Origin of the sequence: Rhizobium tropici CIAT 899, assembly GCF_000330885.1 — a bacterium.
Classification (GTDB): Bacteria; Pseudomonadota; Alphaproteobacteria; order Rhizobiales; family Rhizobiaceae; genus Rhizobium; species Rhizobium tropici.
Genome location: NC_020061.1, coordinates 396,433 through 409,609 on the forward strand (window position 1 = coordinate 396,433; position 13,177 = coordinate 409,609).

Genomic DNA, 13,177 nt, shown 5'->3' on the forward strand with positions numbered 1-13,177 from the left:
CGAACAAGGACGGCAGCCTCTTTTTTGCGAGAGAGACTGGTATCAACAGCGTCAAATCGCGGGAGGTCTTAATCCGCGTCAGAGGCCACCCAGGCAAAGGTACTTCATTTCAAGATAGTCCTCGAGGCCGTGGCGGGAGCCTTCACGTCCAATGCCTGACTGCTTGATCCCTCCAAAGGGTGCAGCCTCCGACGACATGCGGCCGGTGTTAATGCCGACCATCCCGTATTCCAGCGCCTCGGCCACACGCCAGACCCGCCTGAGGTTCGAAGCATAGAAATAGGCGGCGAGGCCGTAGATCGTATCGTTAGCGTATCGCACGACTTGCTCCGGGTCGTCGAAACGGATGATTGGTGCCAGAGGACCGAAAGTCTCTTCCTGGGCGATGCGCATTGAGCTGACGACATTTGTAATCACGGTCGGCTCAAAAAATGTTCCGGACGTGCCGATGCGCCGCCCACCACATCGCACTATTGCCCCGTTTTTGACAGCGTCATCGACATGCGCTTCGATCTTTGTCAGAGCATGATTGTCGATCAGAGGCCCGATCGCGGTGTCCTGTTCAAAGCCGTCGCCAACGCGAAGTCTTCGCGCGTGCGCGGTGAACTTTTCAGCAAATTCGTCATAGACGCGTTTTTGGACGTACAGCCGATTGGCGGACACGCAGGTCTGCCCAGCATTGCGAAACTTGGCTCGGATCGGGCCGTCAACGGCGGCGTCGATATCAGCATCGTCGAAGACGATGAAAGGGGCGTTCCCGCCGAGTTCGAAGCTGATGCGCTTGATTTGGTCGGAGCACTAGCGCATCAGTAATCGGCCGACTTCGTTCGACCCTGTGAAACTGATCTTTCGCACCTTTGGGTTTGAACACAATTCACGACCGATAGCGTCACCCTCTGACGCATAGACGAAATTGAGAACGCCCTCCGGGAAACCAGCTGCACGCGCGAGGGCGAACATGGCCCCGGCAACGAGGGGCGTTTGCTCAGCGGGCTTCAAGACAACGGTACAGCCAGCGGCAAGCGCCGGCGAAATCTTGCGCGCTACCATCGAGGCCGGAAAGTTCCAAGGGGTAATGGCCCCGACAACACCGATTGGTTGCTTGATCACCAGCATACGCCTGTCATTGGAGGGCGCTGAAATGGTCTCGCCGTAAATGCGGTTGGCCTCTTCGGCGTACCATTAGAGATATGCCGCCGCGTACAAGACTTCCGATTTCGCCTCTCCCAGCGGCTTTCCCATCTCAGCCGTCAAGATCACGGCAAGATCGTCGCTATGTTCGAGGATCAGCCGGTGCCACTTCCACAGGATGTCCGAGCGCGCCCGGGCGGTGAGCCCAGCCCAAGGCGCTTGGGCAGCATGCGCCTTGTCAATGGCTGCGGAAACCTCTTCGGCACTCATGTCCGGCACCTCGGCCAGCAGATCGCCGGTGGACGGGTTAAAGACCGCAAAGCGCTTCATAGATGTAGCCGTGTGCGTGCTAGGCTCGGATAGGTCGAGGAATTGCTCCGGATTTTTTAGATGCCTCGTTAGCGCAGCAGTGAGCGTCATTCCCGTTCTTCCTGTTCCGATCGTCAACGTCTACAGCTTTGTTCATCTGAACGTTTATGCTGAACGGGGACGCCGGAGCAATGTTGTTCCTGATCGTTGCGGTGAAGGCGGCGCGCAGCTTGACTGAGAGCGATCAAGGTCTCGATTTCACTTTTGCACCTTTCGCCAACGCCTTCCACCGCCAGCAGGGGTAGGGGGTCTAGAGGGGGGCGGCATAGATACGTTTGACGTCCGCGAAGTCGCTGAGTTCAACGAGCAGAACGGTCGCTTTCAACGTCTTCGCATGCTCGCGCTAGGCCTTCGCAAGGGAAGCAAGATTCGTCAAGCACCACTGTTCGGTCGCCATTGCATTCAACCCTGCGAGATCGCAGCTGAGCAGCCGGGTATTCGTTTCATCACGGATGTCGCTCAGCGCTTTGAAAGCGGAACGTATTCGCGCAGCGGTGCGCCGGTATAGAGCTGGCGCGGGCGGCCGATACGCTGATCCGGATCTTCGATCATCTCGTTCCACTGGGCAATCCAGCCGACGGTGCGGGCGAGCGCAAATAGTACCGTGAACATGGTCGTGGGGAAGCCGAGCGCCTTCAGCGTGATGCCGGAATAGAAGTCGACATTCGGGTAAAGCTTCTTCTCGATGAAATAGTCATCGGTCAGCGCGATACGCTCCAGTTCGATCGCGATGTCGAGCAGCGGATCGTCCTTGATGCCGAGTTCGCCGAGGACCTCGTGCGCCGTCTTCTGCATGATCTTGGCGCGCGGATCGTAGTTCTTGTAAACGCGATGACCGAAGCCCATCAATCGGAACGGATCGTTCTTGTCCTTGGCGCGGGCGATATATTCCGGAATGCGGTCGACCGTGCCGATTTCCGTCAGCATGTTGAGCGCAGCTTCGTTGGCGCCGCCATGGGCCGGGCCCCAGAGGCATGCGATGCCGGCGGCGATGCAAGCAAAGGGATTGGCGCCGGAAGAGCCGGCGAGGCGAACCGTCGAGGTCGATGCGTTCTGTTCATGATCCGCGTGCAGGATGAAGATGCGGTCCATGGCGCGGGCAAGCACCGGATTGACCACATATTCCTCGCAGGGCACGGCAAAGCACATGCGCAGGAAATTCGACGCATAGTCGAGATCGTTCTTCGGGTAAACGAAGGGCTGGCCGATATGGTACTTGTAGGCCATGGCGGCAAGCGTCGGCATCTTGGCGATCATACGAAGGCTTGCGACCATGCGCTGGTGCGGATCGGTGATGTCGGTGGAGTCGTGATAGAAGGCCGACAGAGCGCCGACGCAGCCGCACATGACGGCCATCGGATGCGCATCGCGGCGGAAACCGGTGAAGAAGCGGGACATTTGTTCATGCACCATGGTGTGGTGCACGACCCGATAGTCGAAGTCCTTCTTCTGGGCTGCGGTCGGCAATTCGCCGTAGAGCAGCAGGTAACAGACTTCGAGGAAGTCGCCGTGCTCGGCAAGCTGTTCGATCGGATAACCGCGATGCAGCAGAACGCCTTCGTCGCCATCAATAAAGGTGATGCTGGACTCGCACGACGCAGTCGAAGTGAAGCCAGGATCATAGGTGAACATCTTCGTCTGCTCGTAGAGGGATCCAATGCCGAGGACGTTCGGACCGATCGTGCTTGATCGAAGTTTCAATTCGGCACTATGGCCGTCGACTAAGACACAAGCATTGTTGTTATCCATGATATTTTTCCTCAGGGCTCGCTAGCTGGGAACTAACAGCTGCCGAATGAACTGATCTGTGTTCTAATTGTCTTCCCGCAGAGGGGGTGAACCGCGCCGGGTTTGCCGGAGGCTCCAACTCGTGAGAAAGTGGAGCCGATATGAGCAAGACGACCAACAAATTTTCACCTGAAGTTCGTGACCGAGCCATCCGCATGGTTTTGGACCATGAGGCCGAGCATCCATCCCGGTGGGCGGCAGTTTCATCCATAGCCGCCAAGATTGGCTGCTCGGCACATACGCTGCATGAGTGGGTGAAGAAAGCCGATGTTGACAGCGGCAAACGAGCAGGCCTTCCAAGCGATGTCGCCGAGAAGATGAAGGCCCTTGAGCGGGAGAACCGCGAGCTTCGACAGGCCAATGAGATTTTGCGTAAGGCGTCGGCTTATTTTGCCCAGGCGGAGCTCGACCGCCCACTGAAGCGATGATTTCCTTCATCGACGAACACCGCTCAAAGTTCGGGGTCGAGCCGATCTGCAGGCTGCTGCCGATTGCCCCGTCCACTTACTATGACGCCATCGCCAAGCGCACGGACGTGGACCGCCTGTCGGCCCGCGCTCGTCGCGACGCGGCCATGAAGGTCGAGATACGCCGAGTGTTCAATGAGAATTTCCAAGTCTACGGCGTGCGGAAAGTATGGCGGCAGTTGCAGCGGGAAGGCTTCGACATAGCTCGATGCACTGTTTCTCGGCTTATGAGAATGATGGGTCTTCAGGGCATTATCCGTGGAAAGCCCGTCAAAACGACCGTGTCTGACAAGGCCGCTCTATGTCCGCTCGACCGCGTGAACCGCCAGTTCTGCGCTCCCGCGCCGAACATGTTGTGGCTTTCCGATTTCACGTATGTAGCCACTTGGCAAGGCTTCGTTTACGTCGCTTTCGTGATCGACGCGTTCGCCCGCCGCATCGTCGGCTGGCGGGCGAGCCGAACCGCTCATGCGGGTTTCGTCCTCGATGCCCTGGACCAGGCACTCCATGACCGGCGGCCAGTCCATCGCGGTGGGCTCATCCACCACTCCGACAGGGGTGTTCAATACGTATCGATTAAGTATTCCGAACGGCTGGCGGAGGCAGGCATCGAGCCTTCCGTTGGAAGCGTCGGCGACAGTTACGACAACGCTCTCGCCGAAACGATCAACGGCCTCTACAAGGCCGAGGTCATCCATCGGCGGGGACCATGGCGCAATTTCGAAGCCGTGGAGTTCGCCACACTCGAATGGGTGGATTGGTTCAACAACCGGCGTCTTCTGGAGCCCATAGGAAACATTCCGCCTGCCGAAGCCGAAGAACGTTACTATGCCATGCTGGACGAGCCAGCCATGGCCGCATAACTTAAACCAAACGGCCTCCGGCAAACCCGGCGCGGTTCAGGGTTCGGAACGAAACTCTTCGAGCGCAATTGCGACGCGCGATTACAAGAGCTGCGATCTTAAGATATCCGGCCGAGCCGGTGATGCAGGTTTGAGTATTTTACTGCCACTGGCTCGTTTTTCACCACGTGCAGATAGTGGGCGACAGCTACCCGGATGAGCTCAAAGTCCTCTTGCGAAAAGACAGCCCGCGGTCGCTCCAGCAAGATCGGTTTCTTTTTCTCTTCGTCGTTCGACATTACTTCCTCCGGTAAGGTAAAGGACGCAGGCCTGCTGCAGGTCCCTTGCAAGGTAGGTCTGCATCAGGCCGCAAACTGGTTCATCGTGTTATTGGCTCCGCCGGCCTTAAGCGCCGCCTCGCCGGCAAAATACTCTTTGTGATCGTCGCCAATGTCAGAACCAGCCATGTTCTGGTGCTTCGCGCAGGCAATGCCCTGGCGGATTTCCCTTCGCTGGACGTTGGCGACGTAACCGAGCATGCCCTGCGCGCCGAAATATTCTTTGGCGAGATTGTCCGTCGAGAGCGCCGTGGTGTGATAGGTCGGCAGCGTAATCAGGTGATGGAAAATGCCGGCGCGTTTGGAGGCGTCATGCTGGAAGGTCCTGATTTTTTCGTCGGCTTCCCGCGCCAAATCGCTGTCGTCATATTGTTCGCTCATCAGCTTGGCCCTGTCGAACCCAGAGACGTCCCTTCCTTCGCTCTGCCAACCATCAAAAACCTGCTGCCGGAAATTCAGCGTCCAGTTAAAAGAGGGCGAGTTGTTATAGACCAGCTTGGCATTGGGGATCACCTGCCGGATGCGGTCCATCATGCTCGCGATCTGTTCGACATGAGGCTTTTCGGTCTCGATCCACAGCAAGTCGGCGCCATTGTTAAGCGCATTGATGCAGTCAATCACGCAGCGGTCGGCGCCTGTGCCTTCACGAAACTGATAAAGGTTGGAACGCAGCCGCTTCGGCCGCAAGAGCTTCGAGCCGCGCGTGATCAACACGTCGCCGTTGGAGGGTGGCTGGCCGGTGACATCGTCGCAATCCAGGAAGCCGTTGTACAGGTCGGCGATGTCGCCTTCGCTGACGCTGAAGGCGATCTGCTTGGTAAGGCCTGCGCCGAGTGAATCGGTGCGAGCCACGATGATGCCGTCGTCGATGCCGAGCTCGAGAAACGCGTAGCGGCATGCGCGGATCTTGGCGACGAATTCCTCGTGCGGAATGGTCACCTTTCCGTCCTGATGGCCGCACTGCTTTTCATCGGAGACCTGGTTCTCGATCTGCAGCGCGCAGGCGCCGGCTTCAATCAACTTTTTCGCCAGCAGGTAGGTTGCTTCGGCATTTCCGAAACCTGCATCAATATCAGCAATGATGGGAATGACGTGGGTCTGATGATTGTCGACCGCCTGAACCAGCTGCTGTTCCCGCGCTCGGTCACCCTCCACCCGGGCTTTGTCGATTTCCCTGAACAACATGCCGAGTTCGCGTGAATCTGCCTGGCGCAAGAAGGTGTAGATCTCCTCGACAAGGGCCGGCACGCTCGTTTTTTCATGCATGGACTGGTCGGGGAGCGGACCGAACTGCGACCGCAGTGCCGTAACCATCCAACCTGAGAGATAGATGTAACGGCGTTCCGTCGTGCCGAAGTGCTTTTTCAGCGAGATGACTTTCTGTTGGGCAATAAACCCATGCCAGCATCCGAGCGACTGCGTATATTTGCTCGGGTCTTGATCATAGGCGCCCATGTCCCGACGCATGATCGCAGCGGTATAGCGCGCAATGTCTAGACCGGTTCTGAATCTGTTCTGAAGGCGCATGCGAGCGACAGCTTCGGCAGTGAGGCCGGACCATGCGTGGTTTTCGACAATCAAGGTTTTGGCTCCTTCAACACTATCTGAATACGACATTTACTCCTCCAAGGGTCGGCCAGTTGTGTGCACTGCAATAGCGGGTCGCCGTTTTCTTTTCAGCCGGTGCCTTTGTGATGTTGTCAAACTTTACAAGGATATTTTGTAATGCTGTAATCGGTGTATGGAAAAACTCTGCGTTTATCTCGGTCCGCGACTTCGACGCTTGCGGAAAAATCTTGGCCTCACTCAAGCCGACATGGCATCTGACCTCGATGTCTCCCCTTCTTATGTCGCGCTCATGGAGGGGAATCAGCGACCAGTTACGGCCGAGATTCTTCTGCGACTTGCGAAGATCTACAAGCTCGACATGTCGCTCTTTGCCGACGACGGCACGCCCGAAATCCTTGCGCGACTACAATCGACCATGAAGGATCCAATATTCAGTGGCATAGAGATATCACCGCTCGAAGTCGCAGACGTGCTCAGCAGCTTTCCGGGGTTTGCAGAAGCGATGCTGCGGCTCTACACCTCGTACAAGGAGGAACAGATTGTTCTTGCCGATCAACGACAGGCCGCCCTCGACGGAGGGATCGATGAAGGAGCAGATCCTGTTGCGGGCGTGCGACGGTTCCTCGCAGCTCGACGTAATTGCTTTCCTGGCCTTGATGTTGCGGCAGAAAAGTTGGCGGCGGCGGTGAAGGAGGCTGGCGGGCTTCCATTCTATCTTATGCAACGTCACAATCTTCGAGTGAGACGATTACCAACGGAGATCATGTCAGGATCGGTCCGCCGACTGGACCGACACAGGCATGAGGTTCTACTTGACGACTGCTTGGATCTGGCAAGCCAAAACTTTCAACTTGCACAGCAACTCGCCTATCTTGAATCCGAGGGCGATATTCAAAAGTTCGTTCAAGAAGGCAATCTTGCGACAGAGAGTGGGCGACGATTAGCGTACCGGGCGCTCGCAGGCTACTTTGCAGCAGCCGTTGTCATGCCCTACACGCAATTTGCCAAAGCGGTTGAAGCGCGCCGCTATGATGTCGAAGCGCTCTCGCGTCAATTTGGCACCAGTTTCGAACAGACGGCACATCGGCTGACCACACTGCAGAAGCCCGGACAAGAGCGGATCCCCTTCTTCTTTATCCGTGTGGATTCTGCAGGCAACGTGTCCAAGCGCCTCGACAGCGCAAATTTTCCCTTCGCACGACATGGCGGTGGTTGCCCCCTTTGGACGTTGCACCAGGTTTTTACAACGCCGAGGACGGTGGTAACGCAGTGGCTAGAGTTGCCGGATGGCCAACTATTTTTTTCGATCGCTCGAACCGTAAGTTCCGGGGGAGGTGCCTTTGGACTTCCGCGCGTCGATCGGGCCGTGGCGCTGGTTTGCGAAGCCAGCCACGTCGAACGTCTGGTCTATCATAAGGACAACACGTCCGTTGTGCCAACGCCCATCGGCATTACCTGTCGTCTTTGCCAACGCGATAGCTGCACATCCCGGTCGGAACCGCCAATCGGCCGACAGATCTTGCCTGATCACTACCGGCGCACGGACGCGCCATTTGGGTTTTCCGACTGAGGATGAGGGCCGCAGGAGGTGCGCCCTCGTGTTGTATCGGCGCCAAGGTGGAACGAATTCGGATCGGCTCCGCCGTTCAATCCGGGATCGTGGCATGTCACTCCTAAAGTGACGCTCTCTTAGTCAAAAAGCTTCCCGCCAAAGGGCGTCAACCTGTCTATTAATGCAGGTTTCCTGCTTCATCAACGTTGTCGGCGCCGCTGAACAAATCCTACGTTTCGCGCCATCTGGCCCGCCAATCAGTTCTCCAGTCTCGGCCGGCTAATGTAAGCGGTTGCGATCAGTTGGCTGATGGCGACCCTTTCGACCTCGGATGTGATGGTCGCATTGGTCCAGGCGTCTTCAACGTCACCTGCATTCATTCTGGCCATTTTCGTCGGGGCGATCGCTGACAACTTTAGCCGACGTAAGGTGATGATCATTGGCCGAAGCCTTATGATGACCGCGTCCGCCATGCTCACGCTTTCCGTTGCTTTCGACGAAACTGATCCGTGGATCATTCTCGGTTTCAGTTTTCAGGCTGGCTGCGGCATTGCTCTCCACGATCCCGCCTGGCAGGCATCGGTCGGGGATATCGTCGAACGGCCCCACCTGCCGGGTGCAGTCACGCTTATTTCTGTCGGGTTCAATACTGTTCGCAGTGTCGGTCCCGCACTGGGAGGGATCGTCGTTGCCTCAGCGAGGCCCCTCTCTGCCTTTGCGATTGCAACATTTGGTTTTGCAGTTCCGCTGATCACCTTGTGGCAAAATAAATGGAAAACGCTTTCCTCATCCTTGCCGCGTGAGGCGATGTTTACAGCTATCTGTGATGGCTTGCGCTTCACCGCTATGTCCTCAGAAATCAAGGGAACGGTTGCACAGAGCCACTCGCTTTCGGTCGCATTTGGCTGCTCCACGGGCTGGCTGAGTGCCCGGCCGAAATCAAGTGGATCGATACCTAAAGGAACTGGAAGCTTTGAAAACGCCCAAGGCAGGAACCATAAACATGATGACCCAAGATCAAGAAATTGCCGTGCATCGCGTCGCCGAGGTTATGCGCGGTTCCAATTCGGCTGTGGGAGGCCTTGGCCGCTGGCCCGAAGGCTGTCGCCGCAGCTCAGCGTGGTTTGCAAAAAGCGCCGGCGTCTCCCATCATCCCCCAGCTCGACTTCAGCTGTTTGCAAGACATCGGTTCGCATCGGCAAATAGGTATGGTAAATCAATCAGTGGTAGAGCTTCGTGCTACAGCTATTTCAAAGTGACCGTTGCAATATCAAAATTGAAATTCTACTATGGCTTAGGCGAATTTTCCTTTCATTCGCCAAAGTGGCTGCACGAGCAGTCACCTTTGGGCCGCCAATAGCCCCTTCGAGGCGGCCCTTCCTTTGTGAGACGTCAACGGCATTTCGAATATTGGAACGAAAAGGATTCACATCGGCAAAGTGTTGCCCGCCGTGACCGGCAAGGTCGCTATCAAACCACGCCTCCCTGGCTCCTCTGCGATTCGGTGCCAGACAAGGAATCACGAGCGCTTCCTGCTACGGCAAGAGGGCAAATCACGAAAGCACTCACTGGAATAAATGTGGTAATTGAAAACCCAGTCGAATGGATACTTGGTTTGGGACGTCGTGCGCGGGGCTCGAAAGAGAAAATTCAGTGCAACCGTCTGGTGTTTGGATGCCAGCATGGCTACAATCTCAATCGTACGGAATGGGGAGGCTGCACTGACGTGAAACCGCAAAACTCTCACACCTCGTCCCCAGAGAAAACTCGCCGCAGTGCGATCGAGCTCGATCCGACATTCCGTCCATATCTCGCAGTGGCTATCGTTCGGTTTAGTGCGTCGCATCCAGATACAGAAATCGAAATATCGCAAACCATCAGCCTGTTGGATAACGGCGCAGCGCCGAGTGATCTGCTCGTTCGAGAGTTCCACCACTGTCTGTATCGCGAGAAAATTTATGCCGAGACGCTTCCGCTCAGGCGTGCCCTGGTCGACGGTGTCCTCGGGCGATGACCGTATTTCCCCTTAAGTTCAAACCGTTCGGCGCCGGCTATCTTTTTGCGGATGATGCGGGCGGTTACTTCAAAGCCGACGCTCACTTTCTCAATCGCTATGCGACCGGAAAGCTGACGGCACTGGATAGGGGCTTTCTTGAAGCAAATGGTCATGCGTTCAATGAGATCGACGATCCAGCCTATATGGGATTTGCCTACCGGTGGGCCCAACGGTTGCACCGTCCTCAAGAGCTGAATTACGTCATTCTCGTTCCGACCCTCCGTTGCAATTTGGCATGTGCCTATTGCCAGGTGTCTCGGGTGAACGAGAGCACTCCGGGCTTTGATTGGACGGATGAGACGCTTGAGCGCGTTCTCCGATTTCTCGATGCCATGACGTCCGCGAGCGTCAAAATCGAATTCCAGGGTGGCGAGCCACTGCTCCGATTAGACCTATTGGAGAAGGTTCGTGATTTCGCTCGCCGCAAGTTCCAAGAAGTTTTCTTTACGGTATGCACCAATCTGCAATCAGTATCGGAAGAAGCTTGGGATTTCCTGGATGCTTCGGACGTCTTCGTGAGTACGTCACTTGATGGCGAATTTTCGACGCATGAGCGGCAACGAACCGTAAACGCCAAAGACACGCAGCAATTCGTATCGAACCTCAGCTATGCCATCGAGCGCTTGGGGCAGGGAAAGGTCTCGGCTCTCCCGACGCTAGACATCAACCAGTTGCCGAGCGTTTCCGAGATCATTGATACATTTGGCCGGTTCGGATTTCGGTCAATTTTCCTTCGACCAGTTAATCATCAGGGTTTTGCCAGAAAACGGTTTCAGACCACCGGTCTCGAAGACAAATGGAATGCCTACCATGCCGATTTTATCGACGCTCTGATCGAGGACAATTGGACCGCCGGGCAGCCGGTTGAGGAGTTCTATTTCACACACTGCCTGCGGCGGGTTCTGCGTGGCGGCCACAATCAGCACGTCGACCTTCGTAATCCGAATATTCTCGGCCGAGACTACATCGTTATTGACTACGATGGCACCTTCTATCCGACGGATGAAGCCAGGATGGTCACGCGGGTTGGACAGGTCGATCTTAGCATTGGCAATCTTTGTGACGGCATCGACCAGTCCAAGCTAGACGTGCTGAACCAAGAGTCTTCCAATTCATTCCATCCCGACTGCATCCATTGTCCATACCAAGCCGCGTGTGGTGCGGACGTTGTTGACGATCTATCCCGTTATGGGCGCATCGATCTACCGAAGGCCGACACAGCCTTCTGTCGCCGTCATACCGCAATCTTCGACAAGATCTTCGAGCTGCTCTATTCGGCTGACGAGAAAGTCCAAAAGAGCCTTGCGTTCTGGGCCGGAATTCCGGAATTCGATCCGTCACTGGCGCCGGTACACACATGATCGATTTGCGGCTCAAGATCGATGACGTCCCGATCGACAATCCAAGTATCGTTCGCTTGCGCTCGCACGCGGTGGACAGTGAATATGATGCACTCCTGATCGACAGAGATCAGGAAAGTCAAACCTTCGATCTCGCGGGTTACTCGCTTCGCGTCCACTGCGGTCCCGAAACCGATCTTGACGGTGACGTCCTGCTTCTAGTTCCTGGGCGAAAGTCAGCGCATCGATTGGTGCGATCCCGGTCGAGACACAACACCTTCTTGGTCACCGAGCAATGCGACCAGCTCTGCGTCATGTGCTCGCAGCCTCCAAAGAAATATCACGCCGACCTCTTCGACCAGTTCACAGTCGCCGCCACCTTAGCGCCGGAAAACGCTCGGATCACCATATCTGGCGGCGAACCGCTGCTGCACAAAGGAAGGCTGTTTCAGTTTCTTCTAGCAGCCGTGAAAGCCCGGCCGGATATCTCATTTCATGTTCTGACCAACGGCCAGTTTTTCGAACCGGGCGACAGCACCGTGATGGATGAGATCGGACGTGATCGCGTGCTATGGGGCATTCCGCTCTATGCGCCTTATGCGGGACTTCACGACAGCATTGTTGGAAAATCCGGAGCCTTTGAAACGCTGTCGTTGAACTTGACGGCGCTGATGAGGGCGGGGGCAGCGGTCGAGCTTCGTACGGTTGTCCTCCAGCAGAACTGGGATGTGTTGCCACAGCTTGCGAACTATGTCTCGACCCGGCTTCCGTTCATTGACGTATGGGCGATCATGCAACTGGAAAATATTGGCTACGGCAGAATGAACTGGGCCCATTCGTTCAAGGATACGTCGCTGGATTTCGGCCGACTCCGCACAGCCATCAACCTCGCGATTGGGCGCGGTATTCAAACGCTGCTCTATAATTTCCCTCTTTGCAGTGTCCCTCCAGGGTACCGACATCTGGCACCAGGCACGATTTCAGATTGGAAGAACAAATTTTTGGAACAGTGCAGCGGATGTTCGCTGCGCTCTACTTGTGGTGGATTTTTTGAATGGTATAAAGCTGATCAGGGGTTTGGGGGACTCTCACCACAATGAAGAAGCGCAAGATCTACCTGGTGCCGTCGTTGATCGCGGCCGGTTTCATGCCATCGAAAGGTGATGCTGCGCCGATCATCGGCCTTACCGAAAAGAAGCCGGCCGCCACCTTGTTCGAACGGTTGCGGGTCAAGCAGGTCTACACCCTTGCCGGCCATAGCTCGCATTCGAGCCACGCAAGCCATGCCAGTCACGCAAGCCACGCATCCTCAGCTGGAGGTGGCTACGTCCCACGGGGCGATTATGACACTGCTTATCCATCCCCCGATCCGACACCGCGCTATCAGCCCAACCCGGGGCCGGTCATCAGAAGTCTCCCAACCACTCCAAACTTACCGGCGACGACGTCAACTGGCACCTATTCGACGCAATCCTCTTCGACGAGCGCGCAGCCAGTGCCACTGAAGACGTTGCCAGGCAACTCGGACAAATTTCGCCGTATCGTCATACAGGTCCAGACCGCTCTGATCGCATTTGGTTATTTCGGCGGCCCGATAACAGGTCAAGTCGATGCCGCCACGAAGGGCGGGCTCAGTAAAATGCAGGACGCGTACGGTCTCAAAGTCACCGGCACCATAACTCCGCAGGTCCTGTCGGCCCTGGGGATCGCGACGAACTAAACCGC

10 protein-coding genes, 1 pseudogene and 1 other annotated feature are annotated in these 13,177 nt (G+C 56.3%); of the genes and pseudogenes, 7 read left to right on the plus strand and 4 right to left on the minus strand.

Annotated elements, in window-relative coordinates:
• Positions 1-78: 78 nt before the first annotated feature.
• Positions 79-1,551: pseudogene (locus tag RTCIAT899_RS21500) on the minus strand (NAD-dependent succinate-semialdehyde dehydrogenase).
• Between the two features lie 408 nt (positions 1,552-1,959).
• Positions 1,960-3,249, minus strand: a complete 1,290-nt coding sequence (gltA, locus tag RTCIAT899_RS21505) for a citrate synthase (RefSeq protein WP_004129043.1) — start codon at positions 3,247-3,249, stop codon at positions 1,960-1,962.
• A 140-nt stretch (positions 3,250-3,389) separates the two neighbouring features.
• Here gltA and RTCIAT899_RS21515 point away from each other — a divergent pair.
• Positions 3,390-4,618 (plus strand): IS3-like element ISRtr2 family transposase gene (locus RTCIAT899_RS21515; RefSeq protein WP_076611960.1). Its coding sequence is split into 2 segments (ribosomal slippage): positions 3,390-3,678 and positions 3,678-4,618, totalling 1,230 coding nucleotides; the frame shifts between segments, so codons are not numbered across the junction.
• Positions 3,671-3,787, plus strand: a sequence feature (AL1L pseudoknot). (Overlaps the previous gene by 117 nt.)
• Positions 4,619-4,716: 98 nt before the next feature.
• On the opposite strand, the gene RTCIAT899_RS21520 is transcribed toward RTCIAT899_RS21515, so the two are convergent.
• Together RTCIAT899_RS21520 and RTCIAT899_RS21525 are read right to left on the minus strand one after the other, a co-directional pair.
• Positions 4,717-4,896, minus strand: a complete 180-nt coding sequence (locus RTCIAT899_RS21520; protein ID WP_015342020.1) for a hypothetical protein — start codon at positions 4,894-4,896, stop codon at positions 4,717-4,719.
• A gap of 63 nt (positions 4,897-4,959) precedes the next feature.
• Positions 4,960-6,552 carry an isocitrate lyase gene (locus tag RTCIAT899_RS21525; RefSeq protein WP_004122955.1) on the minus strand — a complete coding sequence of 531 codons (1,593 nt, stop codon included), beginning with the start codon at positions 6,550-6,552 and terminating at the stop codon, positions 4,960-4,962.
• Positions 6,553-6,676: 124 nt separating this feature from the next.
• On the opposite strand from RTCIAT899_RS21525, the gene RTCIAT899_RS21530 reads away from it, so the two are divergent.
• From RTCIAT899_RS21530 to hxsA, 6 genes are all read left to right on the plus strand, one after another.
• On the plus strand, positions 6,677-8,074 hold the full coding sequence (locus RTCIAT899_RS21530) for a helix-turn-helix domain-containing protein (protein WP_004122953.1): 1,398 nt from the start codon (positions 6,677-6,679) through the stop codon (positions 8,072-8,074).
• A 291-nt stretch (positions 8,075-8,365) separates the two neighbouring features.
• A complete protein-coding gene (locus RTCIAT899_RS32410; protein ID WP_004122951.1) occupies positions 8,366-9,262 on the plus strand; it encodes an MFS transporter in 897 nt (298 codons plus the stop codon).
• Positions 9,263-9,635: 373 nt separating this feature from the next.
• Positions 9,636-10,070: a hypothetical protein gene (locus RTCIAT899_RS32415; protein WP_240535489.1), complete on the plus strand. Its 435-nt coding sequence runs from the start codon at positions 9,636-9,638 to the stop codon at positions 10,068-10,070.
• Positions 10,067-11,473, plus strand: coding sequence for a His-Xaa-Ser system radical SAM maturase HxsB (gene hxsB / locus RTCIAT899_RS21540; RefSeq protein WP_004122947.1), 1,407 nt, complete (start codon positions 10,067-10,069; stop codon positions 11,471-11,473). Before RTCIAT899_RS32415 ends, hxsB begins: the two co-directional genes overlap by 4 nt.
• A complete protein-coding gene (gene hxsC / locus RTCIAT899_RS21545) occupies positions 11,470-12,552 on the plus strand; it encodes a His-Xaa-Ser system radical SAM maturase HxsC (protein WP_004122943.1) in 1,083 nt (360 codons plus the stop codon). The genes hxsB and hxsC overlap by 4 nt, the downstream gene beginning before the upstream one ends.
• Positions 12,549-13,172, plus strand: coding sequence for a His-Xaa-Ser repeat protein HxsA (hxsA, locus tag RTCIAT899_RS21550; protein WP_004122938.1), 624 nt, complete (start codon positions 12,549-12,551; stop codon positions 13,170-13,172). The genes hxsC and hxsA overlap by 4 nt, the downstream gene beginning before the upstream one ends.
• The last annotated feature ends 5 nt before the right edge of the window (positions 13,173-13,177 follow it).

What these genes read in the sequence shown, in the direction of transcription:
- hxsC (WP_004122943.1), top strand. Translation starts at nt 11,470, where the DNA reads ATGATCGATTTGCGGCTCAAGATCGATGACGTCCCGATCGACAATCCA.
- hxsB (WP_004122947.1), top strand. Translation starts at nt 10,067, where the DNA reads ATGACCGTATTTCCCCTTAAGTTCAAACCGTTCGGCGCCGGCTATCTT.
- RTCIAT899_RS21525 (WP_004122955.1), bottom strand. Translation starts at nt 6,552, where the DNA reads ATGTCGTATTCAGATAGTGTTGAAGGAGCCAAAACCTTGATTGTCGAA.
- RTCIAT899_RS21530 (WP_004122953.1), top strand. Translation starts at nt 6,677, where the DNA reads ATGGAAAAACTCTGCGTTTATCTCGGTCCGCGACTTCGACGCTTGCGG.
- gltA (WP_004129043.1), bottom strand. Translation starts at nt 3,249, where the DNA reads ATGGATAACAACAATGCTTGTGTCTTAGTCGACGGCCATAGTGCCGAA.
- RTCIAT899_RS32410 (WP_004122951.1), top strand. Translation starts at nt 8,366, where the DNA reads ATGGCGACCCTTTCGACCTCGGATGTGATGGTCGCATTGGTCCAGGCG.
- RTCIAT899_RS21520 (WP_015342020.1), bottom strand. Translation starts at nt 4,896, where the DNA reads ATGTCGAACGACGAAGAGAAAAAGAAACCGATCTTGCTGGAGCGACCG.
- hxsA (WP_004122938.1), top strand. Translation starts at nt 12,549, where the DNA reads ATGAAGAAGCGCAAGATCTACCTGGTGCCGTCGTTGATCGCGGCCGGT.